The following is a 26,405-nucleotide window of genomic DNA, read 5'->3' as shown; positions in this document are numbered from 1 at the left end:
TCAGTGACCAGCCAGGTCAGCAGCCCAGCCGAGCAGGCCGACGGGGCCGGGGGTGCGGTTGTCGGTGGACAGCGCACTCCGGAGAGTCCGGGCGGCAAGGAAGTGCGCCGCCTCGATCGTGTGATCATCCGATTCGCAGGTGACTCCGGTGACGGTATGCAGCTCACCGGTGACCGCTTCACCTCGGAAACGGCGTCCTTCGGGAACGACCTGTCGACGCTGCCGAACTTCCCCGCCGAGATCCGCGCCCCCGCCGGCACCCTCCCGGGCGTCTCCTCCTTCCAGCTCCACTTCGCCGACCACGACATCCTCACCCCGGGCGACGCCCCGAACGTGCTGGTGGCGATGAACCCGGCGGCCCTCAAGGCGAACATCGCGGACCTGCCGCGCGGCGCGGAGATCATCATCAACACGGATGAGTTCACCAAGCGCCCCATGGCCAAGGTCGGCTACGCCACCTCGCCGCTGGAGGACGGCTCACTCGACGCCTACAGCCTGCACCCGGTACCGCTGACCACCCTGACGGTCGAGGCGCTGAAGGATTTCGGCCTCTCCCGCAAGGAGGCCGAGCGCAGCAAGAACATGTTCGCGCTGGGCCTGCTGTCGTGGATGTACCACCGCCCCACCGAGGGCACCGAAAACTTCCTGCGGCAGAAGTTCGCGAAGAAGCCCGACATCGCCGAGGCGAACGTCGCCGCCTTCCGGGCCGGCTGGAACTTCGGGGAGACGACCGAGGACTTCGCGGTCTCCTACGAGGTCGCCCCCGCCACCCGCGCCTTCCCGACCGGCACCTACCGCAACATCTCCGGGAACCTGGCGCTCTCCTACGGCCTCGTCGCCGCGAGCCAACAGGCCGACCTGCCCCTCTACCTGGGCTCCTACCCGATCACCCCGGCCTCGGACATCCTGCACGAGCTGTCGAAGCACAAGAACTTCGGCGTGCGGACCTTCCAGGCCGAGGACGAGATCGCCGGCATCGGCGCGGCGCTCGGCGCGGCCTTCGGCGGCGCGCTCGGGGTGACCACCACCTCCGGGCCCGGTGTGGCGCTCAAATCGGAAGCGATCGGCCTCGCGGTGTCCCTGGAGCTTCCGCTGCTGATCGTGGACATCCAGCGCGGCGGCCCGTCCACCGGGCTGCCGACCAAGACGGAGCAGGCAGACCTCCTCCAGGCCATGTTCGGCCGCAACGGCGAGGCCCCCGTCCCGATCGTGGCCCCGCGGACCCCCGCGGACTGCTTCGACGCCGCCCTCGATGCGGCCCGGATCGCGCTCACCTACCGGACTCCGGTCTTCCTGCTCTCCGACGGCTACCTCGCCAACGGGTCCGAGCCCTGGCGGATCCCCGAGGTCGCCGACCTGCCCGACCTGAAGGTCAAGTTCGCCACCGGCGCGAACCACACCCTGTCCGACGGCACCGAGGTGTTCTGGCCGTACAAGCGGGACCCGGAAACCCTCGCCCGCCCCTGGGCCATCCCCGGCACGCCCGGCCTCGAACACCGCATCGGCGGCATCGAGAAGCAGGACGGCAGCGGCAACATCTCCTACGACCCGGCCAACCACGACCTCATGGTCCGCACCCGCCAGGCCAAGGTCGACGGCATCCGGGTGCCCGACATCGAGGTCGACGACCCGGACGGCGCCACCACCCTGGTCCTGGGCTGGGGTTCCACCTACGGCCCCATCACCGCGGCCGTCCGCCGGCTGCGGAACGCCGGACTGCCCATCGCCCAGGCCCACCTGCGCCACCTCAACCCCTTCCCCAGGAATCTCGGCGGGGTCCTGGAGCGTTACGAGAAGGTAGTGGTGCCGGAGATGAACCTCGGGCAGCTCGCCACCCTGATCCGGGCGAAATACCTGGTCGACGCCCGGTCGTACAACCAGGTCAACGGAATGCCGTTCAAGGCCGAGCAGCTCGCCACGGTTCTCAAGGAGGCCATCGATGACTGAGGTGACCGAGGCGACCGACGGGGCGCGGACCCTGCTCTCGCTGGTACCGAAGGCCGAGAGCAAGCAGTCGATGAAGGACTTCAAGTCGGACCAGGAGGTCCGCTGGTGCCCCGGTTGCGGTGACTACGCCGTGCTGGCCGCGGTTCAGGGCTTCATGCCCGAACTGGGCCTGGCGAAGGAGAACATCGTCTTCGTTTCGGGCATCGGCTGCTCCTCCCGCTTCCCGTACTACATGAACACGTACGGGATGCACTCCATCCACGGTCGCGCCCCGGCCATCGCCACCGGCCTCGCCACCTCCCGCCGCGACCTGTCCGTCTGGGTGGTCACGGGCGACGGCGACGCGCTGTCCATCGGCGGCAACCACCTCATCCACGCCCTCCGCCGCAACGTCAACCTCAAGATCCTGCTCTTCAACAACCGGATCTACGGGCTGACCAAGGGCCAGTACTCCCCCACCTCCGAGCTCGGCAAGATCACCAAGTCGACGCCGATGGGCTCGCTCGACGCACCCTTCAACCCGGTGTCGCTGGCGATCGGGGCCGAGGCCTCCTTCGTCGCCCGCACCGTCGACTCCGACCGCAAGCACCTCACCGAGGTGCTGCGGCAGGCGGCCGACCACCAGGGCACGGCGCTCGTGGAGATCTACCAGAACTGCAACATCTTCAACGACGGCGCCTTCGAGGTCCTCAAGGACAAGGACCAGGCCCTGGAAGCCGTGATCCGGTTGGAGGACGGGCAGCCGATCCGCTTCGGCTCGGACGGCGCGAAGGGTGTCGTACGCAACCCGGCCACCGGGGACCTCGAGGTCGTGGACGTCACCGCGGCCAACGAGGCGCGGATCCTGGTGCACGACGCGAAGAACGCCAGCGCCACCACCTCCTTCGCGCTCTCCCGCCTCGCCGACCCCGACACGCTGCACCACACCCCGATCGGGGTGTTCCGCAGCGTGGAGCGGCCCGTCTACGACACCCTCATGGCCGACCAGCTCGACGCGGCCATCGACCGCAGTGGCAAGGGCGACCTCGGGGCGCTGTTGACCGGCAACGACACCTGGACGGTCGTCGGCTAGCGCGCACACCGCCGACGCGTGACAGAGCCCGGATCCTGCGCCAGGATCCGGGCTCCGTCACGTGTCGGCGCGCCCCGGGACCTCACGGGGCTTCGCAGGGGCCCGCGTGGCTTCGCAGGGACTCGCCGGGCCCGGAGCCCCGCGCCCCCGGGGACCTCGCTCGGCGCGCGGGCCCCGAAAGGTGTCAGGAGTATCTCCCGGCTACGGGCATGACATCTCGGCCGTACGGCGATACCGTCGTGAAGTTGGCTGGAAGTCGTACGGGAGGCCCCGTGAAGGCAGAGAACGAGCAGCGCACGGGTTTGCTCTACGGATTCGGCGCATACGGATTGTGGGGGCTCGTTCCCCTCTTCTGGCCGCTCCTCATGCCCTCCGGGGCGATCGAGATCCTCGCCCACCGCATGGTGTGGTCCCTGGCCGCGGTCGGTCTGGCGCTGCTCGCGCTGCGCCGCTGGGGCTGGATACGGGAGCTGCTCCGCCAGCCCCGCAAGCTCGGCCTGACCGCGCTGGCCGCCACGGTGATCAGCGTGAACTGGGGCCTCTACATCTGGGCCGTCAACAGCGGGAACGTCGTCGAGGCCAGCCTCGGCTACTTCATCAATCCCCTGGTCAGCATCGCCATCGGCGTGCTGGTGCTCGGTGAACGGCTGCGCCGGGCGCAGTGGGTGGCGGTCGGCCTCAGCTTCGCCGCCGTGCTGGTGCTCGCCGTCGGCTACGGACGGCCGCCGTGGATCTCGCTGATCCTCGCCTTCTCCTTCGCCACCTACGGGCTGATCAAGAAGAAGCTCAACATGGGCGGCCTGGAGTCGCTGACCGCCGAGACGGCCGTGCTGTTCCTGCCCGCCCTCGGATACGTCCTGTGGCTCGGTGCGCAGGGCCAGTCCACCTTCACCTCGCACGGTGTCGGCCACTCGCTCCTGCTGGCCTCGACCGGGCTGGTCACCGCGGTCCCGCTGGTGTTCTTCGGAATGGCGGCGGTCCGGGTCCCGCTCTCCACCCTCGGGCTGCTCCAGTACCTGGCCCCGCTCTTCCAGTTCGGGCTCGGCGTCCTGTACTTCCACGAGGCCATGCCGCCCGAGCGCTGGGCGGGCTTCTCCCTGGTGTGGGCCGCGCTCGCGATTCTCACCTGGGACGCTCTGCGTACGGCGCGGCAGTCCCGGGTCAGGCTGGCCGCGGCGGCGACCGTCCTGGCGACGCCGGCCCGCGAGCCCGCGTAGCGCCCGCCCGCGAGCCCGCCCGACGCCGCCGTCGGGGCTCGCATCACCGCACCCCGCGGGGCGCGCCCGTCAACCCTCCACACCCTCGATCCCCGGTACGGGCCACCCGTACCGGGGATCGTCCGCTTTCCGAACCGCCCTGACCGAATTGTGGTCTTGACGGACAGTCATACTCTCGCTGAACATCAGGCTCGCACTGACGCACTAACGCTCACCCGCTCTATCCCCACTCGTTCCGTCATGTCCCCGCGGAATCCCGGAGCCCCCACATGAGCCTGTCCGTCTCCCGGCGCCTTGCTGCCGTGACCGCGTTCGCGGTCGCCGGCCTGTTCGCCTCCGCCGCCCCCGCCGCACTCGCCGCACCCTCGGCGGTCGCCGCGGCGCCGACACCGCCCGACATACCGCTGGCCAACGTCAAGGCCCACCTGTCACAGCTCTCGACCATCGCCGCCAACAACGGTGGCAACCGTGCCCACGGCAGGGCCGGGTACAAGGCCTCCATCGACTACGTGAAGGGCAAGCTCGACGCGGCCGGCTTCACGACCACCCTGCAGACCTTCACCTCCAGCGGCGCCACCGGCTACAACTTGATCGCCGACTGGCCGGGCGGCGACCCGAACTCGGTCCTGATGGCCGGGTCGCACCTGGACTCGGTGACCTCGGGCGCCGGCATCAACGACAACGGCTCCGGCAGCGCTGCCGTCCTGGAAACGGCCCTCGCCGTCTCCCGGGCCGGTCTGCAGCCCACCAAGCACCTGCGTTTCGGCTGGTGGGGCGCGGAGGAGCTGGGCCTGATCGGCTCGAAGTACTACGTCAACAACCTGCCGGCGGCCGAGAAGGCAAAGATCTCCGGCTATCTGAACTTCGACATGATCGGCTCGCCGAACCCGGGCTACTTCGTCTACGACGACGACCCGACGATCGAGCAGACCTTCAAGAACTACTACGCCGGCCTCGGCATCCCGACCGAGATCGAGACCGAGGGCGACGGCCGCTCCGACCACGCCCCCTTCAAGAGCGCGGGCATCCCCGTCGGTGGCCTGTTCTCCGGCGCCGACTACACCAAGACGGCGGCGCAGGCCCAGAAGTGGGGCGGCACCTCCGGTCAGGCCTTCGACCGCTGCTACCACTCCTCCTGCGACAGTCTGACGAACATCAACGACACCGCCCTGGACCGCAATTCCGACGCCGTCGCCTACGCGATCTGGACGCTCGGGGCGGCCACTCCGGTCCCGCCGGGCCCGTCCTTCGAGAACACCGCGGACGTGAACATCCCGGATTCCCCCGCGGCAGCGGTGTCCTCGCCGATCACGGTCTCCGGCGTCACGGGCAACGCGCCCGCGACCACCAAGGTCGACGTGAACATCGTCCACACCTACCGCGGTGACCTCGTGGTCGACCTGATCGCCCCCGACGGCACCGTCTACAACCTGCACAACCGCACGGGCGGCAGCGCCGACAACCTCGTCCAGACGTACACCGTCAACGCCTCCAGCGAGGTCGCCAACGGTGTCTGGAACCTCCGGGTCAAGGACACGGCGGCGCAGGACGTCGGCTACATCAACAGCTGGAAGATCACCTTCTAGGCCTTCCGCCCGCCTCAGGCGTCCTCGGCGCGAGACGGCGAGGACGCCTGGAGCGGTCCCTGGATGCGGGCGCGCAGCTCCTCGGCCACGGCCGCGATGTCCACGCGGCCCAGCTTCGCCGCCTCCACCAGATCGCCGAGCTCCTCCGGCGAGGGCAGCTGCTCCGCCCCGGCCACCCGTAGGTACGAGCGGGTGGCGGCGGCCGCGTAGAACTCGTTCATCGGGGATTCCAGCGCCGGACACACCGCGAGGGTGTGCAAAAACGCGGCAGCCCGCCACGCGGTGTCCGGGGCGGGCTGTTCGGGCACCAGGACGAGGTCGTTCTGGTGCCGGGCGACCGCGGCGGCCACCCCGGAGGGATCCCACACGGCGGGATCGGACGGGAGATGGTGGGCCAGAGCCGTCCAGGCCCACTCCATGGTGATCTTCAATTGCCGAACCGTTGCTGGAAGTAACCCCAATGGTCGGCGAACTCCTCTATGCCGGAGAGGAAGTTCTTCCGGTCCTCGTCGAGTTCGCGTTCCGTGACCTCGGTGATCAGCGCGGTGACCGTCGTCCCCAGGGCCGCCGCACGTGCCTTCAGGCGCTCGTGGAACTCTTCGTCCAGGCGGATGGTGACGTGTCTCGACATGTCCAACACCGTACAGCGGGTGTGCTGTACGGGGAGCGGGAATGCCGCAAGGGTGGGCAGGGACACAGTCCCGGCCCACCCTCGCGGCTGCCCGTCCGACTACCGACTACTTGTTGGCGTCGGCCGCCTTGACCAGCGCGTCCTTGGTGACGGCGCCGACGTAGACCTTGCCGTCGTCCGTGATCAGGGCGTTGACCAGGCGGGTCGACAGGACACGGCCCTCACCGAACTTCCCGGTGGCCTTCTCCCCGAGGGAGTCGAGGAACTGCTTGGCCTCCTTCGGGGCGTTCTTGTCGTTCTCCAGGTCCTTCAGGCTCCGGTTCACGCCCGAGTCGATCCGGGCGATGGTCGACCAACCCTCGCCGAGCACCTTCACGTCGCCCTTGCCGCCCGCGCCGCCGGCCAGATCACCGAGGCCGGGGATGGACTCCAGCGCCTTGCGGTGCTCGTCCGCGCCGCCCTTGCCCGCCCCGTCCACGCCCTCGGTCACCTTGGCGCCCTTGGGGGCGGCGAAGGAGAAGGTGTCCGCGGCCGGCTTGGCGAAGTCGACCTTGGTGAAGCCGGCGTCCACGATCGGCTTGCCGCCCTGGGCGGACAGCAGCTGCACGCGCAGCGGCACGCCGTTCTTGGCGTCCACCGCGATCTGGACCGAGCCGACCGTGGAGCCGCTCTGCTTGGGCTTCAGCACCAGCTGGTAGGCGTCCCGGCCGGCCACCTGCGCGGTGTCGCCCACGCTGACGTCCGTGGTGGGGCCGGCGGACTTCAGGATCTCCTCGGCCAGCTTCTGCGGCGAGGCGGCCAGCCGATCGGCGGTCTTGTGCTCCTTGCCGCCGTCCTTGCCCTTGCCCTGGCCGGCCTCGGCGTTCTTCTCGTGGAAGACCTCGTTCGACTTGGAGTCGTAGCCCCACACGTCGTCACCGTTGTGGATGAGGCTGTACTCGTCCTTGCCGTCGAGGAAGGTCAGCCGCTGGCGGTCCGGGCCGTCGGCCGCGACGCGCAGGGTGTGGCTGCCGTTCGCCAGCTGGGCGACCTTGTCCTCCGGGTTGGCGGAGCCGCCCGCGATGCCGCCGCCGCCGAGCAGCCCGCTCGCGATCTTCGGCAGCCCCAGGTCGGTGGTGATCCGGGCGGTGCCGGACAGCTGCTGCACGTCCGAGGCCGCGACCTTCTCGATGAGCTGCTGCGCCGTCACCTTCGGCAGGTCGGGCCCGCCGGCGTTGGCGAAGGCCGGGACCATCGCAACGGTCGCCGCGGCCACGCCCGCCACCGCTACCGGTACGGCGTACCGGGCGGCCTTGCGGGAAGTCTTGGTGTTCGGTGCCATGTCAGTGCCCTGCCCTCTGTGTCGACTGCGGTGACCACCATGTCGCCGCGCTCACCCGATCTGGTGGGGTTTGATGACTCCATCTGACCAAATCTGCGGCCGTGGGGCGTCAGTCCCCGGACGCAACTCCGTGTACGCCCGTGGGATGACATGGAAAGGGCCCTCCTCCCCCGACCCGTAGGGGTCACCGGGGCGGAAGGGCCCGTTCCGCACTCGTGGCCGTTACCCGGCGCGGTGCACCACCGCGTCGCAGAGCTCTTCGAGCGCCGACTTGGCGAAGCACTCCGGCAGCGGCGCCAGCATGGCCCGCGCGTCCTCCGCGTACTGGATGGTGTCGCGGCGGGCCCGCTCCAGGGCGGGGTGCGCCCGCAGCCGGGTGAGCACCTCGGCGTGGCGGGCGTCGTCCGTCAGGTCGCCGTCCAGGAGTCGTACGAGCTCCAGGTCGGCCGGGTCGCCGCCCTGGGCCGCCATCTCGCGCAGCCGCAGCACGGGCAGCGTCGGAATGCCCTCGCGCAGGTCGGTGCCCGGGGTCTTGCCGGACTCGTGCGCGTCGGAGGCAATGTCGAGAACGTCGTCGGCGAGCTGGAAGGCGGTGCCGAGCCGCTCGCCGTACTGGGTCAGGATGTCGACGACCGACTCGTCGGCGCCGGACATGAGCGCGCCGAAGCGGCCGGAGACCGCGATCAGCGAGCCGGTCTTGCCGGCGATGACGTCGAGGTAGTGGGCGACGGGGTCGCGGCCGTCGCGCGGACCGGCCGTCTCCAGGATCTGGCCCGTCACCAGCCGTTCGAAGGCCTCTGCTTGGATGCGCACGGCTTCCGGCCCGAGGTCGGCCAGGATGTGCGAGGCGCGGGCGAACAGGAAGTCACCCGTGAGGACCGCCACCGAGTTGCCCCAGCGGGCGTTGGCGCTCTCCACCCCGCGGCGGACGTCCGCCTCGTCCATGACGTCGTCGTGGTAGAGCGTCGCGAGGTGCGTGAGCTCGACCACGACGGCGGACGGCACGATGCCGGGCGCGTAGGGATCACCGAAACGGGACGCGAGCATCACCAGCAGCGGCCGGAAGCGCTTGCCTCCGGCCCGGACCAGGTGTTGTGCGGCCTCGGTGATGAAGGGGACTTCGCTCTTGGTGGCTTCCAGCAGACCCGCCTCGACGGCGGCCAGTCCGGCCTGGACATCGGTCTCCAGAGCCTGGTCCCGCACGCTCAGTCCGAACGGCCCGACGACGGTCACGAGGGGTACTCCTGTCTGCTGACGATCACGCTGACGATCACATGGATTGTCGATGTGTCGCTGCCATCACTCAAGCCAGCGTATCGGGTCTGTTTTCGATCACCGAGAGCGCCTTCCCGGCCACCACCCGCGCACTATCCAATGAGCACCGGTATGTTCGGAATGAGCCGAAACACCGGAGAAATAGTTTTGCCTAGAACTGCGACCGATGTGGACGGGCCCGCCGGTCCGGAGGCCGACCGGCCGCCACCTCCGTCTCGGCGGTCTACGGGACCATGCTCCACCTCGTCTGCGTCGCCGGCGGACGGCTCGCCGAGCCCCGGCCGAACGGGGCCGGCACGGCGTCCACGGCCAAGTGGCGGAGCCCTCCACCGCGGCCGGGTCCGAGGGTCAGAGGGGCCGGTGGACCGAGGTGAACCTCCGGGGCGAACGTCCGAGGCGATTGGCGGCTGAGACCAGATGATCATCCGTACCGACTTCCCGTACGGCACCACCCACGAGGATGTCCGGATCCCACTGCCCGACGGTGTCGAGCTGTACGCGCGGATCTGGCGCCCGGTGACGGACGAGCCGGTTCCGGCCCTGCTGGAGTACCTCCCGTACCGGCTCACCGACTGGACCGCTCCGCGCGACCGGCAGCGCCACCCCTGGTACGCGGGGCACGGCTACGCCTCCGTACGGGTGGACGTGCGCGGGCACGGCTGTAGCGGGGGCGTGCCGGGAGACGAGTACGACGCCCGTGAGCTGGCCGACGGTGTGGCGGTGGTGGAGTGGCTGGCGGCGCAGCCGTGGTGCACGGGGTCAGTGGGGATGTTCGGGATCTCGTGGGGCGGGTTCAACTCCCTCCAGATCGCGGCACTGGCCCCCGAGCCGCTGAAGGCGGTCGTCACCGTCTGCTCGACGGACGACCGGTACGACAACGACGTGCACTACATGGGCGGCTCGGTGCTCGCCGTGGACATGCACGCGTGGGCGGCGACCATGCTGGCCTTCGCCTCCCGGCCGCCGGACCCGCAGTTCGTCGGCGACGACTGGCGCCGGCAGTGGCTGGAGCGGTTGGAGGCGGTGGAACCGCTCGTCCACACCTGGCTCTCCCACCAGACGCGCGACGCCTACTGGCGCCACGGCAGCGTCTGCGAGGACTACCCGGCCATCGGAGCGGCCGTGCTCGCGGTCGGCGGCTGGCACGACCCGTACCGGGACACCGTGCTGAGGCTGGTCGAACACCTGCCGCCCGCCCGCGTGCGGGGCCTGATCGGCCCCTGGTCGCACCAGTACCCGGACCGCGGCCTGCCGCCGGGACCGGCCATCGGCTTCCTGCAGGAGACCCTGCGCTGGTGGGACCACTGGCTGAAGGGCGCGGACAACGGGGTGATGGAGGAACCGCTGCTGCGCAGCTGGATCAGCGACTCGCACCCGCCGGCGACGGTGTACAAGGAGCTCCCGGGCCGCTGGGTCGGCGAGAGGTCCTGGCCGTCGGCGTCCGTCATCCCCGTCCCGTACGTGTTCCAGGGCGCGCCGGTGGCGGTGGCCTCCCCGCAGCACACCGGGCTGGACGCGGGCCGGTTCTTCCCCTTCGGCAACGACGCCGACCTGCCGCCGGACCAGCGGGAGGAGGACGCGAAGTCGGCCTGCTTCGAGTTCCCGGTGGGGCGCGAGGAGCCGGTGGAGATCCTGGGGCGGCCGTCGGTCACCCTGCGGCTGCGGCTCGACGTGCCGTACGGGCAGGTGGTCGCCCGGCTCTGCGACGTGGCCCCGGACGGCTCCTCGACGCTGGTCACGCGGGGCGCGCTGAACCTCTCGGCCCGCCGGGGCCGCGACCGGGCGCTGCCCTGGCCGGTGGGCGCGTACGAGGACGTCGCCTTCGAGCTGAACGGCATCGGCCACGCCTTCGCGCCGGGGCACCGGATCCGGCTCGCCGTGTCCTCCGCGTACTGGCCGTGGATCTGGCCGCGGGCCGGGTCCGAGGTCGGCTGGACCCTGGACCCGGCGGGCAGCGCGCTGACCCTGCCGGTGCGGGCGGGCTCCGCGGCGGACGGCGGGATCGTCTTCGAGGCCCCGGAGCAGGCGGAGCCGCTGGGCGTGGTCTTCCCGGCGACGCTGGACGAACCGCGCCCGGAACGGCTGGTCGTACGGGACGTCGCGCGCGGGACGTGGCGGCTGGAGGTGGACCCGCGGTACGGGGGCACCCGGGTGTACCCGGACGGCCTGGAGTACGGCGAGGACGCGGAGGAGGTGTACGAGATCCAGGACGCGGACGCGCTGTCGGCGCGGGCGCGGTCGCGGTGGCGGATCCGGCTCCACCGGCCGGAACTGGGCTGGGACGCGAGGGTGGAGACCCGGTCGGAGATCTCCTGTGACGAGGGCGGCTTCGTGACGTCGAACGAGGTGGTGTGCCGGGAGGGGGACGAGGTGGTCTTCCACCGGACGTGGGAGCGCCGGCTACCGCGCGCGGCGGGCTGAGCGGCTGGAGCCGCCCCGACGGGCGGCGCCCCCGGAAGCGGCGGTCAGCCGAAGAGCCGTTCCAGGACCACCGCGATGCCGTCGTCCTCGTTCGAGAGGGTGATCTCGTCGGCGACGGCCACGAGCTCGCGGTGCGCGTTCGCCATCGCCACCCCGTGGGCCGCCCACGCGAACATCGGGATGTCGTTCGGCATGTCCCCGAAGGCGATCGTCCGGGACGGGGAGACGCCGAGGACGTCCGCCGCCCGTGCGAGCCCGCTGGCCTTGTCGATGCCCGGCGGCTGGAGTTCCACCGTGTGCTCGCCCGCCATCGTGACGTTCACCAGGTGGCCGACCACCGACCGCGCCACCCGTGTCAGCTCGTCGTCGTCCAGCTCCGGGTGCTGGAGCAGCACCTTGTTGATCGGCGCCGACCACAGGTCGCAGCGCCGCGGGACGCGGACCGTCGGCAGGTGGGGGTGCCACATCCGGTAGCCCGGCCCTATCAGCATCTCCGCGTCCAGGCCCTCCTGGTTGACCGCCGCGTAGACCTCGCCGACCTCCGCCTCGATCTTGCCGAGGGCCACCTCGGCCAGCTCCCGGTCCATGGACACGGAGCGCAGCAGGCATCCGCGCGCCGCGTCGTACACCTGCGCGCCCTGCCCGCACACCGCGAGCCCCGTGTAGCCGAGCCGGTCCAGGACGTGTCGGACCTGGGGGACGGGGCGTCCGGTGACGATGATGTGTTGGGCGCCGGCCGCGCAAGCCGTCGCGAGCGCCTCGTACGAGCGGGCGGAGACGGTGTCCCCGGCTTGCAGCAGAGTCCCGTCCAGGTCTGTGGCGATCAAGGCATAGGGAAGGGCCGGAGGAAGGGCGGAAGTCACGGCGCCTAGGATACGGACCCCTTTGGACAAGTCCTACAAATAGAGCAGGAATCCGGCCTCCCCCACGTCCCATCCGTCACTTTGATGCGCTCCCGAGTCGAGCGGGGCAGGGGCAGGGCAGGGAAGTACACAACCCCGACCGTAGGGCTCTCGATCGGCCTCACGCACCAAAAGATCAGATATGACCGGAACTGTGGATACCTGACCACAGGCGTCGTCCAGAGGTGTGTTTCATCTCCGCCCGGGCACCCGCGCTTTCCTGCGGGATCCTGAGTAGCGTGTCCCGCACCGTGTCTACCGGGACACCCCCGGACCGCGTCGAAAGCGAGGCAGTACCCCATGCCCCAGCAGAGCCCCCTCGATGTCCCCGAGGGCGACCCGTTCGGGCCGCACAACCTCCCCTACGGCGTCTTCTCGACCGCCGCGGACGACCGGCGACGGGTCGGCGTGCGCATCGGCGGATTCGTCCTCGACGCGGGGGCGGCCGCGACCTCGCTCGGCTCCCCGTTCGCCGACCTGCTCGGACGGACCTCCCTCAACCCGCTGCTCGCCGCCGGCCACACGGCGTGGCGCGACGTGCGCCGCGCGCTGACCGCCTGGGTGACCGACCCCGGCCACCGCCCCACCGTCGAGCCGCACCTGGTGCCGCTCGACGAGGTCACCCTGCACCTTCCGTACGAGGTCGCCGACTACGTCGACTTCTACGCGAGCGAGCACCACGCCACCAACGTCGGGAAGATGTTCCGCCCGGACGGCGACGCGCTGACGCCCAACTGGAAGCACCTGCCCATCGGCTACCACGGCCGCTCCGGCACGATCGTGGTCTCCGGCACCGACGTCGTGCGCCCGAGCGGCCAGCGCAAGGCACCCACCGACCCGGCGCCCGTCTTCGGCCCGTCCGTCAAGCTCGACATCGAGGCCGAGGTCGGCTTCGTCGTCGGTACCCCGTCCGAGATGGGCCGCCCGGTGGCGCTGGGCGACTTCGAGGAGCACGTCTTCGGGCTGTTCCTGCTCAACGACTGGTCGGCGCGCGACATCCAGGCCTGGGAGTACGTGCCGCTCGGCCCGTTCCTCGGCAAGTCCTTCGCCACGTCCGTCTCCGCCTGGGTCACCCCGCTGGAGGCCCTCGACACGGCACGCGTCGCCCCGCCCGCCCGGGACTTCCCGCTCCAGCCCTACCTGGACGACGCCGACCTCGACCGCCCCGGCGGCTTCGACCTGCGCATCACCGTCTCCATCAACGGGCAGGAAGTGGCGCAGCCGCCCTTCGCCACCATGTACTGGACGGCCGCCCAGCAGCTCGCCCACATGACCGTCAACGGCGCCTCCCTGCGCACCGGCGACGTCTTCGGCTCCGGCACCGTCAGCGGCCCCGAGGTCGGCCAGCGCGGCTCGCTGCTGGAGCTCACCTGGAACGGCCGCGACGCCATCGAGCTCACCGACGGCAAGCGCACCTTCCTGGAGGACGGGGACACCGTCACCCTCACCGCCTGGGCCCCCGGCCCGGACGGCACGCGCGTCGGCCTCGGCGAGGTCACCGGCCGCATCGTGGGCGCCCGCTAGTCGGGCGCCCACGGCGCACACGGCCGGCGGGGTGGCGGATCTTCTCGCCGCCCCGCCGAGCCTGCTGGCCCTCACGCGGTGTCAGGCAGCGTTGCCGGCCCCCCGTTTGGGGGTCCGCGGCGTGCAGGGCCCGCGGGGCACCGGGATGGTGGACGAAAGCCCGTCGACGGCAGGAGTCCCCATGTCCCCCCGTGTCCGTGTACGCAAGACCGCCCTCGTGATCACCGCCGCCGTGTCGCTGGGTCTGACCGCCGTGGTCCCGGCGCACGGAGTGGAGGGACCCGCACCCGATCCGCGGAACGAGCAGGCCGTGCGGGACATGGCGACGGCGATCGCGGCGACGGCCAAGTACGCGGACGAGCGGGAAGCCCTCAAGGACGGGTACGTCCCCCACGGCCAGGAGTGCATGACCAACCCGTTCGGGGTGGGTGCCATGAACTACCACTACGTCAAGCAGGCCAACTGGGGTTCGAAGGACCCGGCCAGGCCGACCGCGCTCCTCTACAGCAGGGACAAGGACCGCAACGGCCGTCGCCGGCTGGAGACCGTGGAGTGGATGTCCACCGACCGGGACCAGGACCTGAAGACCGCCGACGACCGGCCGAGCATGTTCGGGCTGCCCTTCGACGGCCCGATGCCGGGCCACTGGAAGGGCATGCCCAAGCACTACGACCTCCACATGTGGGCGTACAAGAAGAACCCGGCGGGCCGCTTCCACAACTGGAACCCGGCGCTGACCTGCCCGTTCAAGGCCCCCGTCCCGGGCAAGCCGGCCGACGCCCACGCGCACGGCCACTAGTCCGGGCCCGTCGATGCTGTCAAGCGCCGTAGGCATATGACTCGCCTGTAAGGACGGCTTCTCCGGGAATCCCGGGCGATACGCTGATCGCACTCGCGAGACTCTGCCCCATGGGAGCACTGATGAGCGTCGAACCCGCAGCGCCGCAGCCTGAGCGGGAGCCGGGACCCCGCTGGCCCGTCCCGCCCGTGGGCGGCTGGACCGCGGACGACCTGGACACGCTGCCGAATCTGCCTCCGCACACGGAGCTGATCGACGGGAGCCTGATCTTCGTGAGTCCGCAGAGCATCTTCCACGAGCGAGCCGTCGACTTGTTCAAGTGGCAGCTGCGGTCGGTGGCCCCGCCGACTTCGAGATCTTTCGCGCGTTCACGATCGACATCGACAAACGCAATCGGCCCGAGCCGGACGTGGTGGTCGTACGCACAGATGTCGTAGACGATCTGGAACAAACCCGGTTCCCCGCCGAGGCAGTGGTGCTGGCCATCGAGGTGGTCTCCCCCGACTCCGTCGGACGTGACCGCGAAACCAAGCCGTTGAAGTACGCCAGGGCCGGGATCGTCCACTTCTGGCGGGTCGAGAACAAGGAGCCTCCGCCAACCTGAAGCCGCAGGTCAAAGGGCTGGTGTGACCGGCTCTCGGGATGCTCACGCTGGTTGTGGGCCACCGCCTGCGAAGTAGATCGTCCCCCCTGATTTTCATCATCTGCGGGCTATTAGGGTTGTCCTATGGGCCTTGAGCTGCGGCAACGGTGGGACAGATAGCCGTTGCGGGCGAGGTGGGGGGCCTTCGGGACACGATCGCGAAGGCAGATGAAAGGGTTCTGGTGCTGGAGAAGTCCTCTCCGCTGTGGTGGCTGTTCGCCGCGGTCAGTGTGGTTCTGTATCTCGCCGTGTTGTTCCCTGGGATGGTCAACCGGCGGCAGATGATCTGGGTGTCGTGCGGTCCGGTGGCAGGGTTCCTGGCGACTGTGGCCTTCAGCGCCAACTACGACTGGTCTCTGAAGGAGCTGCTTCCCGTCTACTGCGGGGGGATCCTGGGCATCGCCCTGGGTGTCGTGGGCCACTGGAAGGCGATGCGTGCCTTCATGACGTGGCGTGCGGAGAACCCCGGCAAGCCTGACGACGAGGGACCAGGTGTTCCCTGGACGCTCCAGATAGCTTTCACGCTGCCGATTTTCCTCGGTGGCGCGTTTTGGTACATGAACGCCTACTGACCTCAGCGGTTGACTTCGAGGTTCGTCAAGACGAGCAGAGCTCGCAGGAGCTGGGTGGCGCGGGCGGGATCGGTTCGGAGCTTGGTGAGGATCCGCCAGTTCTTTAGGTGAGCGAAGCCGTGCTCGACCGGTGCACGTCCGACGGCGAGGACGCGGTTGGCTCCCTTCTGGCCCGGGGTGAGCTTGTGAGTGCGGCTGGCGGCGTAACCAGTGACGATCACGGGGTCGAGGATGTCGTTGTCCAGGCCGCGGAAGCCGAGGTCGGCCAGCGCCCCGAGGCCGGCGGCGCGCAGGTGGGCCAGGATGTGGTCGTGGCGGGCGGCGGTGTTGTCGTGGGTGCGGCCGGGCCGGGCGGCGGATATCCAGATCAGGCGCCCGTTCTCGTCGGTCAGGGCGAGAAAGTGCAGGCCATGGCTGCGGTGCTTGCCGGAATAGTTCCGCCGGTCAGCTCTTCCGGTACGGCGCCTGGTGCGGATGAGGGTGCCGTCGATCAGGACCAGTTCCCCGCCCTGCTTGGCGACCTTCTTCAGGGCGCGGTCCAGGCGCGGGGCTTGGGCGGCGAGCAGTCCGATCAGCTCGTCGCGCCAGCGGCGGACGGTGGACTCGGACACGTCGTTGCCGCCGGCCATGTCGGCCAGGCGCTGGTCGTGACGCAGTACGGCCAGCACGATCACCGCGATCTTCCCAGGCGGCAGGATCCGCCACCTGGAGCGAATCGCCTTCAGATGACGCCGCAGCAGATCGGCGAGGTGGCTGACGGTGCGCGTGGACAGCGGCAGACGGCACTGATAGACAAGCGGGCAGGTGTCCTCGGCATGCTCCTTGGTATTCTTCACACAATTCCAACGGGCGCCGGGGGCACCCTGGTTACGCCCATTATTGATGAGGTGCCTTCGAGCTGGCTTTTGTCAGTTCTGCTGGGGCCGACCTCGAACCGTGCAAAGTAGTCCCGGGGCATGCGAGTGTGCAGTTCCGGCGGGACTGAGCAGGAAGAACGGGACACAAACCGCCCATGTGAGCGACTGACCCACGGGTCGCAACCCCGATACTCCGTTGCTTGATCAAAAACCAGTTCGACAGCATGGCGCCATGCAACGACATGAGCACGCCGGACCCGCAGCACTGCGCGCCATGCAGAGCCTGGCCACCCGAACTTTTCCGGCAACCGGCTACCACCACATCGGCGACCTCGCCTGGAACTGGTGCCTGGCCCTCGACCGCGCCGACCAGTACCCGACAGCCGTCTGGACCCAGGGCGACCAGACGCTGGCCTGGGGCTGGTTAGAACTGCCCGACACCTTGATGCTCCAGGTCGACCCGGAGCACCCGGAACTGGCTCACGAGGTTCTCACCTGGGCCGAACACACGGCATCAGGCCCGCTGAGCATCGACGTCACCGAGACCGAACCGCACCTGATCAAGGCGCTGGAGCAGCGCGGATACACACGGACCGACGGCGGCCCGTTCATGGCGTGCCTTGGCCGCCCCCTCGCCGACCTGCCGGACATCCCGCACCTGCCGGACGGCTACTCGATCCGCCCCCAGCGCGACCATGCCGATGTGGCAGGCCGGGCGGCAGCACACCGCGGCGCCTTCGGATCGACGCGAATCACCACCGAACGACACGCCCGCATGAGGGACACCTGGCCCTACCGGCCCGAGCACGATCTCATCGTGACCTCGCCCACCGGGGAAGTCGTCGCCTACTGCCAAGGCTGGTACGACCCGACCAACGGAATCGGTGAGTTCGAACCCGTCGGCACCCACCCCGATCACCGCCGCCTCGGTCTCGCCCGAGCCGCCTGCATCGCGGTGCTGCACGCCTTCGCCGACGCCGGCGGCCACCGTGCCATCGTCTACTCGCGCGGCGACGCCGCATACCCCATCCCCAAGCGGCTGTACGAGTCCATGGGCTTCACCGCGTACACCCGCACTCACACCTATGTCGGCACACCGACCGACTGAGGACGCTGACCGGATCCCATTAATCAGAACGACCGGGACCCGATCACTTCGCCGATCAGATAGCGGGGGAACCGCTCACTCCCACCAGGAACGGACAGGTGGGGCCAAAACAATCCGTTCCTCACCCGGGGCCAAGAGAACCCGTTACCCCGGGGCCCAAAGAGGCCGTCCTAGACAGGCGGTATTGCTGGTCACAGGCGGGTGGTGAACCGGCCGTCGGGCAGTTTGCGGAGCCAGCCGCGATCGACGAGTCTGACCAGCCTGCTGCGTAGCGGTTCCAGCTTGGCCTTCACGCTGACGTCCACCCCCACTACCTCGCCGACCTCGCGGGCCATGACCGGTCCGGCGGCCTGCCGCACGGCGGTGATGATGCGCTGGTAGTCCCACGGAAGCGAGCCCTCCTCCACGCCCGGCTCGCGGTGCGGGATCAGCATCACTGCTCGTCCGGCCACCTGCCCGGGCATGGGCGCGGCCGGGGCGCGTTCCTCAGCGAGCTGCCCGGTCATCCGTTCAAGAACGCGTTCGGCGACGGCGAGTTCGTCCCGCTCGGCCCGCACTTCCGCAAGCTGTTTGGCCAGCTGTTCTTCGAGTTCGTCCAGTTCCGCGCGCCGCGCGGTGATCCGTTCCAGCAGCTCGGGATCCAGCATGCAACGGATCGTAGAAGGCTGCCGAACCACGGCGAGCAAGAACCGGATAATTCAGCTACCTGCTTCTGCTGACGACCGCTTGCGCAGGGGCTCGATTGCTACGAGAGTCGGTTCTGGCCAGCCCGACCATGCGCCAGACGGTGAGCTTCGGCCGTGACCTCGGCATCGAGCTGGGCCAACGTCCTGTCCCCGTACTCGACGATGTCGTACTCGTCATCGAGCTCAGCAAGGCGCTCGGCCAGGGGTAGCTGGTGACCGAACCGCTGGTGGATACGCAAAGCAAGCTCTCGCGGCGTCAGCCGGCCCGCCAGCATTTGGTGCGCGAGCGCCCACACAGCAGCCTCCTGCCCGGCCTCGCTGCCGCGCGGGTAGAACACAAGGTTCAGCTCATCGAGTACGACGGGAAGCAGGTCGGGAACGTCGTACTCCGCCTCGGCACGCGTATATCCGGCCAGAATGCGCAGTGCCGGGCTGTCTAGTCCGGCAACGAGTGCCGCGCAGGCAGCCTCGACGACATCGTGAGCATGGGCCTCGCCAATACTCCAGAGAACAGCGAGGTCCTGCAGGTCATCGGTTGCGGCTTCGATCGGCGACACCCACACATGATCTCCTGTTCGAGATGATCCCGTCGACCGCCTTTCGGCTCAGGCGCCGACCGCGCTGACGGACGATCTACTGCTCAGACAGTCGCCCGTGACCAGCGCGAGTACCCCGACAGTCGATCACACCAGCCCTTTGACCTGCGAGTTCAAGTTGGCGAAGGCTCAAGGACGGACGCGCCGTGGTCTATGTCTACGAGTTGGATCCCGCCACGGGCGCCTACGTCGCGACGGGGATCTTCCACGACCGTCTAAAGGTCTCCGTGCCGTTCACCATCGATGTCGACCTCACCGCGATCACGCCCCGTCACCGTCCGAAGAAGTAGCCCCGCACAACGGGCGAAGGGCCCGGCTCCCCCAAGGGGAGCCGGGCCCTCCGTCCGGGCCGCACCGGTCAGCGGACGAAGGTGCTCGCCTGCCCCGCCAGGTCCAGGAAGTACTGCGGGGCGAGGCCCAGGACCAGGGTGACCGCGACGCCCACCGCGATGGTGGTCATCGTCAGCGGCGAGGGGACCGCCACCGTGGGACCGTCGGCCTTCGGCTCGCTGAAGAACATCAGGACGATCACCCGGATGTAGAAGAACGCGGCGATCGCGGACGAGATCACACCGATCACGACCAGCACCCCGGCGCCGCTCTCCGCCGCCGCACTGAACACGGCGAACTTGCCCGTGAAGCCGGAGGTGAGCGGGATGCCCGCGAAGGCGAGCAGGAACACCGCGAAGACGGCCGCCGTCAGCGGCGAACGCCGTCCCAGCCCCGCCCACTTGGACAGGTGCGTGGCCTCGCCGCCCGCGTCGCGCACCAGCGTGACCACCGCGAAGGCGCCGATCGTCACGAAGGAGTAGGCACCCAGGTAGAAGAGGACGGACTGGACGCCCTGCGCCGAGGTGGCGATCACACCGGCCAGGATGAAGCCCGCGTGCGCGATCGAGGAGTAGGCGAGCAGCCGCTTGACGTCCGTCTGGGTCACGGCGATCACCGCGCCCGCGAGCATGGTGACGATGGCCACCGCCCACATCACCGGACGCCAGTCCCAGCGCAGCCCCGGCAGGACCACGTAGAGGAGGCGCAGGAGGGCGCCGAAGGCGGCCACCTTGGTCGCCGCCGCCATGAAACCGGTGACCGGGGTCGGGGCGCCCTGGTAGACGTCCGGGGTCCACATGTGGAAGGGGACCGCGCCGACCTTGAAGAGCAGGCCCATCAGGATCAGCGCGCCGCCGATCAGCAGCAGTGCGTCATTGCCCATGGTGGAGGCCAGCGCCGGGTCGATCTTCGCGACCGTGCCGTCGACCACGTCGGCGATCACCGCGTACGAGACCGAGCCCGCGTACCCGTATAGCAGCGCGATGCCGAAGAGGAGGAAGGCGGAGGAGAAGGCACCCAGGAGGAAGTACTTCACCGCGGCCTCCTGCGACATCAGCCGCTGGCGGCGGGCGACGGCGCAGAGCAGGTACAGCGGGAGGGAGAACACCTCGAGGGCGATGAACAGCGTCAGCAGGTCGTTGGCCGCCGGGAAGATCAGCATGCCGGCGATCGCGAACAGGGCCAGCGGGAAGACCTCGGTGGTGGTGAAGCCCGCCTTGACGGCGGCCTTCTCGCTGTCGCTGCCCGGTACGGACGCCGCCTGGGCGGCGAAGGAATCCACCCGGTTGCCGTGCGCCGCGGGGTCCAGGCGCCGCTCGGCGAAGGTGAAGACCGCCACGACCGAGGCCAGCAGGATGGTGCCCTGGAGGAAGAGCGCCGGGCCGTCCACGGCGATGGCACCCATCGCGGCGATGTGGGCCTTGCCCGACGCGTACCCGCCGGCCGCGAGGCCGACGACCGCGGCGAAGGCCGAAGCCAGCGCCGCGACGGCGAGGAACACCTGGACGTAGTAGCGGGACTTGCGGGGCACGAAGGCCTCGACGAGGATCCCGAGGACCGCCGCGCCCACCACGATCAGCGTGGGCGCGAGCTGTGCGTACTCGATGGTCGGTGCCGGGATCCGCTCGGCCGGTACCTCGGCCGCCAGTGTCCACAGGCTGTGGGCGGAAGTCAGCGCGCTCACTTCGCCACCTCCCCGTTCTTCGCTTCGACGTCGACCGCGGGCTGCGGGTCCGTCTGCTTCACGTCCGACATGGTGTGCTCCACCGCCGGGTTGACGATGTCGGTGAGCACCTTCGGGTAGACGCCCAGCCCGATCAGCAGGGCGATCAGCGGGGCGACCACCAGGACCTCCCGCAGGTGCAGGTCCGGCATGGTGCGGACCTCCTCCTTCACGGGGCCGGTCATCGTGCGCTGGTAGAGCACCAGGGTGTAGAGCGCGGCGAGCACGATGCCGGTGGTGGCGATGATGCCGACGACCGGGTACCGGGCGAACGTGCCGACCAGGACCAGGAACTCACTGACGAAGGGCGCGAGGCCCGGCAGCGAGAGGGTGGCGAGGCCGCCGATCAGGAAGGTGCCGGCGAGGACCGGCGCCACCTTCTGGACGCCGCCGTAGTCGGCGATGAGCCGCGAGCCGCGCCGCGAGATCAGGAAGCCGGCCACCAGCATCAGCGCCGCCGTCGACAGGCCGTGGTTGACCATGTAGAGGGTGGCGCCGGACTGGCCCTGGGAGGTCATCGCGAAGATGCCCAGGATGATGAAGCCGAAGTGTGAGATCGAGGCGTAGGCGACCAGCCGCTTGATGTCCCGCTGGCCGACCGCGACCAGCGCGCCGTAGACGATGCTGATCAGGGCCAGGACGAGAATCACCGGCGTGGCCCACTTGCTGGCGTCGGGGAAGAGCCCGAGGCAGAAGCGGAGCATCGCGAAGGTGCCGACCTTGTCGACGACCGCGGTGATCAGCACGGCGACCGGGGCGGTGGACTCGCCCATCGCGTTCGGCAGCCAGGTGTGCAGCGGCCACAGCGGGGCCTTGATCGCGAAGGCGAAGAAGAAGCCGAGGAACAGCAGCCGCTCGGTGTTGGTCGACATGTCGAGCGTGCCCGCGGCGCGGGCGGCGGTGATCTCCTGGAGGGAGAAGTTCCCGGCGACCACGTAGAGGCCGATGACTGCCGCCAGCATGATCAGGCCGCCGACCAGGTTGTAGAGGAGGAACTTGACCGCCGCGTACGAGCGCTGCGCGGCGGCGTTCTCCTCGGAGCCGCCGTGTGCCCGGTCCCCGAAGCCGCCGATGAGGAAGTACATCGGGATGAGCATGGCTTCGAAGAAGATGTAGAAGAGGAAGACGTCGGTGGCCTCGAAGGAGATGATCACCATCGCCTCGACCAGCAGGATCAGGGCGAAGAAGCCCTGGGTCGGCCGCCAGCGCGAGGACTTGCCCGCGGCGGAGCCGCTGTCGGACGCAGCCAGGGGGTCGGCGTCGTGCCAGCCGGCCGCGATCACGAAGGGGATCAGGAGCGCGGTGAGCCCGATGAGCACCACCCCGATCCCGTCCACGCCCAGCTCGTAGCGGACGCCGAAGTCGGCGATCCAGGGCCGGGATTCGGTGAGTTGGTAGCGGTCACCGCTCGGGTCGAAGCGGACCGCGACGAGCACGGCCAGGGCCAGTGTCGCCAGCGAGAAGAGCAGCGCGAGCCACTTGGCGGCGGTCCTTCGGGCGGCAGGTACGGCCGCCGTCAGGATCGCGCCGACCGCGGGGACCGCGGCCGTCACCGTCAGAAGCGGGAAACTCATTTCACACCGCCCTCATCAGCAGGGTCGCGGCGATCAGAACCACCGTGCCCCCGAACATCGAGACCGCGTAGCTGCGGGCGTAGCCGTTCTGCAGCTTGCGCAGGCGGCCCGAGAGCCCGCCGACCGAGGCGGCCGTCCCGTTGACCACCCCGTCGACCACGCTGTGGTCGAGGTAGACGAGCGAGCGGGTCAGGTGCTCCCCGCCGCGCACCAGCACGACGTGGTTGAAGTCGTCCTGGTAGAGGTCCTTGCGGGCCGCCCGGGTGAGGAACGAGCCGCGCGGGGCGACGACCGGGACGGGCCGCTTGCCGTACATCGCCCAGGCGATGCCGACTCCGACGAGGAGCATCACCATGGTGGCCGCGGTGACCGTCATGGCGCTGACCGGTGGGTTGCCGTGCGAGTAACCCGTGACGGGCTCCAGCCACTTCAGGAAGCGCTCGCCGATCTCGAAGAAGGCTCCTGCGAAGACCGAACCGAAGGCCAGGATGACCATGGGGATGGTCATGGACTTCGGTGACTCGTGCGGGTGCGGCGGGTTGCCGTCCGCATCGGGCTGCCAGCGCTTCTCGCCGAAGAAGGTGAGGAGCATGACGCGGGTCATGTAGAACGCGGTGATGCCGGCGCCCAGCAGGGTGACGCCGCCGAGGATCCAGCCCTCGGTGCCGCCCTTCGCGAAGGCCGCCTCGATGATCATGTCCTTGGAGAAGAAGCCGGACAGGCCCGGGAAGCCGATGATCGCCAGGTACCCGAGGCCGAAGGTGACGAAGGTGACCGGCATGTACTTCCTCAAGGCCCCGTACTTGCGCATGTCGACCTCGTCGTTCATCCCGTGCATCACGGAACCCGCGCCGAGGAAGAGGCCCGCCTTGAAGAAGCCGTGCGTCACCAGGTGCATGATCGCGAAGACGTAGCCGATCGGGCCGAGGCCCGCGGCGAGGATCATGTAGCCGATCTGCGACATCGTCGAGCCCGCCAGGGCCTTCTTGATGTCGTCCTTCGCGCAACCGACGATCGCACCGAAGAGGAGCGTGACCGCGCCCACGACGGTGACCACCAGCTGGGCGTCCGGCGCCCCGTTGAAGATCGCGGCCGAGCGGACGATCAGGTACACGCCCGCGGTCACCATGGTGGCCGCGTGGATCAGGGCCGAGACCGGGGTCGGGCCCTCCATCGCGTCCCCGAGCCAGGACTGCAGCGGGACCTGGGCCGACTTGCCGCAGGCGGCCAGCAGCAGCATCAGGCCGATCGCCGTCAACGTGCCCTCGGAGGCCTTGTCCGCCGAGGCGAACACCGGCCCGAAGGCGAAGGTCCCGAAGGTGGTGAACATCAGCATGATCGCGATCGACAGGCCGATGTCACCGACGCGGTTGACCAGGAAGGCCTTCTTCGCGGCGGTGGCCGCACTGGGCTTGTGCTGCCAGAAGCCGATCAGGAGGTACGAGGCGAGGCCCACGCCCTCCCAGCCGAAGTACAGCAGCAGGTAGTTGTCGGCGAGGACCAGCAGCAGCATCGCCGCGACGAACAGGTTGAGGTAGCCGAAGAAGCGGCGGCGGCGCTCGTCGTGCTCCATGTACCCGATCGAGTACACGTGGATGAGCGTGCCCACCCCGGAGATCAGCAGGACGAAGGTCATCGACAACTGGTCCAGCTGGAAGGCCATGTCCGCCTGGAAGCCCTCGACGGGGATCCAGGTGTACAGGTTCTGGGTCAGCGTCCGGTCCTCGGCCGTGCGCCCCAGCATGTCGGCGAACAGTACGACGCCGATCCCGAAGGAGACGGCCGCGAGCAGGGTGCCGATCCAGTGACCGACCTTGTCGAGGCGTCGGCCGCCGCAGAGCAGCACCACCGCTCCGAGCAGGGGCGCCGCGATCAGCAGCGCAATCAGGTTCTCCACAGCGACCCCTTACAGCTTCATCAGGCTGGCGTCGTCGACCGAGGCCGAGTGGCGGGTACGGAACAGCGACACGATGATCGCCAGGCCGACCACGACCTCCGCGGCGGCGACGACCATCGTGAAGAACGCGATGATCTGGCCGTCGAGGTTGCCGTGCATCCGGGAGAACGCGACGAAAGCGAGGTTGCAGGCATTGAGCATCAGCTCGACGCACATGAACAGCACGATCGCGTTCTTGCGGATCAGGACCCCGACGGCACCGATCGTGAACAGCAGGGCCGCCAGGTACAGGTAGTTGACGGGATTCACTTCGAGGCCTCCTCACGGCCGAGGCGCTCCGAGGAGGCCTGCTCCAGTGCCTTGAGGTCGTCGATCGCCTGGCTGGAGACGTCCCGGATCTGACCGCGGGCGCGCAACGTCCGGTTGACGGTCAGCTCGGACGGGGTGCCGTCCGGCAGCAGGCCGGCGACGTCCACCGCGTTGTGCCGGGCGTAGACGCCGGGCGCGGGCAGCGGCGGGAGCTGGACGCCCTCGCGGACCCGCTTCTCGGCGAGTTCGCGCTGGGTGGCGGCCCGTTCGGTGCGCTCGCGGTGGGTGAGCACCATCGCGCCGACGGCCGCGGTGATCAGCAGCGCGCCGGTGATCTCGAAGGCGAAGACGTACTTGGTGAAGATCAGCTGTGCCAGGCCCTCGATGTGCCCGCCCGAGTTCACCCGACCGAGGCCGTTGAAGTGGGTGAGCCCGGCGTTGGCGATGCCGGCGATCAGCAGGATGCCGAAGCCGAGTCCGCACAGGGCGGCCAGCCAGCGCTGCCCCTTGATGGTCTCCTTCAGGGAGTCGGCGGCGGTGACGCCGACGAGCATGACCACGAAGAGGAAGAGCATCATGATCGCGCCGGTGTAGACGATGACCTGGACGACGCCCAGGAAGTACGCCCCGTTGGCGAGGTAGAAGACGGCCAGGATGATCATCGTCCCGGCCAGGCTGAGGGCGCTGTGCACGGCCTTCTTCATCAGGATCGTGGCCAGTGCGCCGATGACGGCGACCGTGCCGAGGATCCAGAACTGGATCGCCTCGCCCGTGGAGGTCATGGAGGTGGCGGCGGCGATGGCGCTCATGCGTCCACCTCCGTGGACTGGCCGTTCTCCGGAACGACTTCGCCGGCGACTTCGCCCTTGGAGACCGCGACCTGCCGGACGGTGCCCGGGGCGGCCCCGGTCACCAGCCCCCGGTAGTAGTCCGTGTCGTCCGTGCCGGGGAAGATCGAGTGCGGTGCCTCGACCATGCCCTCGGTCAGGCCGGCCAGCAGCTGCTCCTTGGTGTAGATGAGCGATTCGCGGCTGGAGTCGGCCAGTTCGAACTCGTTCGTCATGGTCAGCGCCCTCGTCGGGCACGCCTCCACGCACAGCCCGCACAGGATGCAGCGGGCGTAGTTGATCTGGTAGACCCGGCCGTACCGCTCGCCCGGGGAGTAGCGCTCCTCCTCGGTGTTGTCCGCGCCCTCCACGTAGATCGCGTCGGCGGGACAGGCCCAGGCACACAGCTCGCACCCGATGCACTTCTCCAGACCGTCGGGGTGCCGGTTGAGCTGATGCCGTCCGTGGAAGCGCGGTGCGGTCGTCTTCTCCTGCTCCGGGTACTGCTCGGTGAGGCGCTTCTTGAACATGGCCTTGAAGGTCACGCCGAAGCCCGCCACCGGGTTCTGCCACTTCTCGTCGGACATC

The 26,405-nt window shown here is 69.3% G+C and carries 23 protein-coding genes and 2 pseudogenes; 11 read left to right on the top strand and 14 right to left on the bottom strand.

Translation table 11 applies throughout. From position 1 onward, the window contains the following. The first annotated feature begins 3 nt into the window (after nt 1-3). From ACIQK6_RS27995 to ACIQK6_RS27980, 4 genes are all read left to right on the top strand, one after another. Nucleotides 4-1,947, top strand: a complete 1,944-nt coding sequence (locus ACIQK6_RS27995; RefSeq protein WP_329099639.1) for a 2-oxoacid:acceptor oxidoreductase subunit alpha — start codon at nt 4-6, stop codon at nt 1,945-1,947. Continuing rightward, nucleotides 1,940-3,019 carry a 2-oxoacid:ferredoxin oxidoreductase subunit beta gene (locus tag ACIQK6_RS27990; RefSeq protein WP_329099641.1) on the top strand — a complete coding sequence of 360 codons (1,080 nt, stop codon included), beginning with the start codon at nt 1,940-1,942 and terminating at the stop codon, nt 3,017-3,019. Before ACIQK6_RS27995 ends, ACIQK6_RS27990 begins: the two co-directional genes overlap by 8 nt. 272 nt (nt 3,020-3,291) lie before the next feature. Beyond that, entirely contained in the window at nt 3,292-4,236 is a 945-nt protein-coding gene (gene rarD / locus ACIQK6_RS27985; protein ID WP_329099643.1) for an EamA family transporter RarD, read from the top strand. Nucleotides 4,237-4,505: 269 nt separating this feature from the next. Continuing rightward, the gene (locus ACIQK6_RS27980; RefSeq protein ID WP_329099644.1) at nt 4,506-5,822 is read left to right on the top strand and encodes a M28 family metallopeptidase; all 1,317 of its coding nucleotides are present in this window, start codon (nt 4,506-4,508) and stop codon (nt 5,820-5,822) included. A 14-nt stretch (nt 5,823-5,836) separates the two neighbouring features. Here the strand turns inward: ACIQK6_RS27980 and ACIQK6_RS27975 are convergent, their stop codons facing one another. The 4 genes from ACIQK6_RS27975 to ACIQK6_RS27960 form a co-directional block, all read right to left on the bottom strand. Next, nucleotides 5,837-6,253 carry a hypothetical protein gene (locus tag ACIQK6_RS27975; protein WP_329099645.1) on the bottom strand — a complete coding sequence of 139 codons (417 nt, stop codon included), beginning with the start codon at nt 6,251-6,253 and terminating at the stop codon, nt 5,837-5,839. Beyond that, nucleotides 6,250-6,453 (bottom strand): ribbon-helix-helix domain-containing protein, encoded by a 204-nt coding sequence (locus ACIQK6_RS27970; RefSeq protein WP_223835884.1) that lies wholly within the window; start codon nt 6,451-6,453, stop codon nt 6,250-6,252. Before ACIQK6_RS27970 ends, ACIQK6_RS27975 begins: the two co-directional genes overlap by 4 nt. A gap of 106 nt (nt 6,454-6,559) precedes the next feature. Next, nucleotides 6,560-7,774 (bottom strand): sigma-E factor regulatory protein RseB domain-containing protein, encoded by a 1,215-nt coding sequence (locus tag ACIQK6_RS27965; RefSeq protein ID WP_329099646.1) that lies wholly within the window; start codon nt 7,772-7,774, stop codon nt 6,560-6,562. 222 nt (nt 7,775-7,996) lie between these two features. Further along, nucleotides 7,997-9,007: a polyprenyl synthetase family protein gene (locus ACIQK6_RS27960; protein ID WP_150258736.1), complete on the bottom strand. Its 1,011-nt coding sequence runs from the start codon at nt 9,005-9,007 to the stop codon at nt 7,997-7,999. Between the two features lie 459 nt (nt 9,008-9,466). On the opposite strand from ACIQK6_RS27960, the gene ACIQK6_RS27955 reads away from it, so the two are divergent. Continuing rightward, a complete protein-coding gene (locus ACIQK6_RS27955) occupies nt 9,467-11,470 on the top strand; it encodes a CocE/NonD family hydrolase (protein ID WP_402695667.1) in 2,004 nt (667 codons plus the stop codon). 44 nt (nt 11,471-11,514) lie between these two features. Here ACIQK6_RS27955 and ACIQK6_RS27950 read toward each other — a convergent pair whose 3' ends face one another. Further along, nucleotides 11,515-12,333 carry an HAD family hydrolase gene (locus tag ACIQK6_RS27950; protein ID WP_329099648.1) on the bottom strand — a complete coding sequence of 273 codons (819 nt, stop codon included), beginning with the start codon at nt 12,331-12,333 and terminating at the stop codon, nt 11,515-11,517. Between the two features lie 339 nt (nt 12,334-12,672). On the opposite strand from ACIQK6_RS27950, the gene fahA reads away from it, so the two are divergent. The 4 genes and pseudogenes from fahA to ACIQK6_RS27930 all read left to right on the top strand — a co-directional run bounded on the left by fahA (nt 12,673) and on the right by ACIQK6_RS27930 (nt 15,910). After that, nucleotides 12,673-13,896 (top strand): fumarylacetoacetase, encoded by a 1,224-nt coding sequence (fahA, locus tag ACIQK6_RS27945; RefSeq protein ID WP_329099649.1) that lies wholly within the window; start codon nt 12,673-12,675, stop codon nt 13,894-13,896. A gap of 181 nt (nt 13,897-14,077) precedes the next feature. Then, nucleotides 14,078-14,695 carry a hypothetical protein gene (locus ACIQK6_RS27940; protein WP_329099650.1) on the top strand — a complete coding sequence of 206 codons (618 nt, stop codon included), beginning with the start codon at nt 14,078-14,080 and terminating at the stop codon, nt 14,693-14,695. 122 nt (nt 14,696-14,817) lie between these two features. Beyond that, nucleotides 14,818-15,284 (top strand): annotated as a pseudogene (locus ACIQK6_RS27935) (Uma2 family endonuclease); the annotation flags it as partial. A 161-nt stretch (nt 15,285-15,445) separates the two neighbouring features. Beyond that, entirely contained in the window at nt 15,446-15,910 is a 465-nt protein-coding gene (locus ACIQK6_RS27930) for a hypothetical protein (RefSeq protein WP_329099652.1), read from the top strand. Nucleotides 15,911-15,912: 2 nt separating this feature from the next. Here the strand turns inward: ACIQK6_RS27930 and ACIQK6_RS27925 are convergent, their stop codons facing one another. Further along, a complete protein-coding gene (locus ACIQK6_RS27925; RefSeq protein ID WP_329099653.1) occupies nt 15,913-16,746 on the bottom strand; it encodes a transposase family protein in 834 nt (277 codons plus the stop codon). Nucleotides 16,747-16,999: 253 nt separating this feature from the next. On the opposite strand from ACIQK6_RS27925, the gene ACIQK6_RS27920 reads away from it, so the two are divergent. Beyond that, complete coding sequence (locus ACIQK6_RS27920; RefSeq protein WP_329099654.1) at nt 17,000-17,875, top strand: GNAT family N-acetyltransferase; 876 nt, start codon at nt 17,000-17,002, stop codon at nt 17,873-17,875. Nucleotides 17,876-18,066: 191 nt separating this feature from the next. On the opposite strand, the gene ACIQK6_RS27915 is transcribed toward ACIQK6_RS27920, so the two are convergent. Next, nucleotides 18,067-18,522, bottom strand: a complete 456-nt coding sequence (locus tag ACIQK6_RS27915; RefSeq protein WP_329099655.1) for a hypothetical protein — start codon at nt 18,520-18,522, stop codon at nt 18,067-18,069. A 98-nt stretch (nt 18,523-18,620) separates the two neighbouring features. Continuing rightward, nucleotides 18,621-19,118, bottom strand: a complete 498-nt coding sequence (locus ACIQK6_RS27910) for a hypothetical protein (RefSeq protein ID WP_329099656.1) — start codon at nt 19,116-19,118, stop codon at nt 18,621-18,623. 173 nt (nt 19,119-19,291) lie between these two features. Here ACIQK6_RS27910 and ACIQK6_RS27905 point away from each other — a divergent pair. After that, a pseudogene (locus ACIQK6_RS27905) lies at nt 19,292-19,447 on the top strand (Uma2 family endonuclease); the annotation flags it as partial. 68 nt (nt 19,448-19,515) lie between these two features. Here ACIQK6_RS27905 and nuoN read toward each other — a convergent pair. The 6 genes from nuoN to nuoI are packed head-to-tail and all read right to left on the bottom strand — an operon-like array spanning nt 19,516 to nt 26,404. Then, nucleotides 19,516-21,171 (bottom strand): NADH-quinone oxidoreductase subunit NuoN, encoded by a 1,656-nt coding sequence (gene nuoN / locus ACIQK6_RS27900; protein ID WP_329099657.1) that lies wholly within the window; start codon nt 21,169-21,171, stop codon nt 19,516-19,518. Next, nucleotides 21,168-22,784 carry an NADH-quinone oxidoreductase subunit M gene (locus ACIQK6_RS27895; protein WP_329099658.1) on the bottom strand — a complete coding sequence of 539 codons (1,617 nt, stop codon included), beginning with the start codon at nt 22,782-22,784 and terminating at the stop codon, nt 21,168-21,170. Before ACIQK6_RS27895 ends, nuoN begins: the two co-directional genes overlap by 4 nt. 1 nt (nt 22,785) lies before the next feature. Further along, nucleotides 22,786-24,681, bottom strand: coding sequence for an NADH-quinone oxidoreductase subunit L (nuoL, locus tag ACIQK6_RS27890; RefSeq protein ID WP_329099659.1), 1,896 nt, complete (start codon nt 24,679-24,681; stop codon nt 22,786-22,788). Nucleotides 24,682-24,690: 9 nt separating this feature from the next. Beyond that, a complete protein-coding gene (gene nuoK, locus ACIQK6_RS27885) occupies nt 24,691-24,990 on the bottom strand; it encodes an NADH-quinone oxidoreductase subunit NuoK (protein ID WP_030016652.1) in 300 nt (99 codons plus the stop codon). Beyond that, complete coding sequence (locus ACIQK6_RS27880; RefSeq protein WP_327383816.1) at nt 24,987-25,799, bottom strand: NADH-quinone oxidoreductase subunit J; 813 nt, start codon at nt 25,797-25,799, stop codon at nt 24,987-24,989. The genes nuoK and ACIQK6_RS27880 overlap by 4 nt, the downstream gene beginning before the upstream one ends. After that, nucleotides 25,796-26,404, bottom strand: coding sequence for an NADH-quinone oxidoreductase subunit NuoI (nuoI, locus tag ACIQK6_RS27875; RefSeq protein WP_402695666.1), 609 nt, complete (start codon nt 26,402-26,404; stop codon nt 25,796-25,798). The genes ACIQK6_RS27880 and nuoI overlap by 4 nt, the downstream gene beginning before the upstream one ends. Nucleotide 26,405 lies beyond the last annotated feature (1 nt).

It is taken from the genome of Streptomyces sp. NPDC091682, assembly GCF_044756625.1.
Lineage (GTDB): Bacteria > Actinomycetota > Actinomycetes > Streptomycetales > Streptomycetaceae > Streptomyces.
This window is presented reverse-complemented; position numbering and strand designations above follow the sequence as displayed.

What these genes read in the sequence shown, in the direction of transcription:
- ACIQK6_RS27990 (WP_329099641.1), top strand. Translation starts at nt 1,940, where the DNA reads ATGACTGAGGTGACCGAGGCGACCGACGGGGCGCGGACCCTGCTCTCG.
- ACIQK6_RS27980 (WP_329099644.1), top strand. Translation starts at nt 4,506, where the DNA reads ATGAGCCTGTCCGTCTCCCGGCGCCTTGCTGCCGTGACCGCGTTCGCG.
- ACIQK6_RS27970 (WP_223835884.1), bottom strand. Translation starts at nt 6,453, where the DNA reads ATGTCGAGACACGTCACCATCCGCCTGGACGAAGAGTTCCACGAGCGC.
- ACIQK6_RS27965 (WP_329099646.1), bottom strand. Translation starts at nt 7,774, where the DNA reads ATGGCACCGAACACCAAGACTTCCCGCAAGGCCGCCCGGTACGCCGTA.
- ACIQK6_RS27955 (WP_402695667.1), top strand. Translation starts at nt 9,467, where the DNA reads ATGATCATCCGTACCGACTTCCCGTACGGCACCACCCACGAGGATGTC.
- fahA (WP_329099649.1), top strand. Translation starts at nt 12,673, where the DNA reads ATGCCCCAGCAGAGCCCCCTCGATGTCCCCGAGGGCGACCCGTTCGGG.
- ACIQK6_RS27940 (WP_329099650.1), top strand. Translation starts at nt 14,078, where the DNA reads ATGTCCCCCCGTGTCCGTGTACGCAAGACCGCCCTCGTGATCACCGCC.
- ACIQK6_RS27920 (WP_329099654.1), top strand. Translation starts at nt 17,000, where the DNA reads ATGCAACGACATGAGCACGCCGGACCCGCAGCACTGCGCGCCATGCAG.
- ACIQK6_RS27915 (WP_329099655.1), bottom strand. Translation starts at nt 18,522, where the DNA reads ATGCTGGATCCCGAGCTGCTGGAACGGATCACCGCGCGGCGCGCGGAA.
- ACIQK6_RS27895 (WP_329099658.1), bottom strand. Translation starts at nt 22,784, where the DNA reads ATGAGTTTCCCGCTTCTGACGGTGACGGCCGCGGTCCCCGCGGTCGGC.
- ACIQK6_RS27880 (WP_327383816.1), bottom strand. Translation starts at nt 25,799, where the DNA reads ATGAGCGCCATCGCCGCCGCCACCTCCATGACCTCCACGGGCGAGGCG.
- nuoI (WP_402695666.1), bottom strand. Translation starts at nt 26,404, where the DNA reads ATGTCCGACGAGAAGTGGCAGAACCCGGTGGCGGGCTTCGGCGTGACC.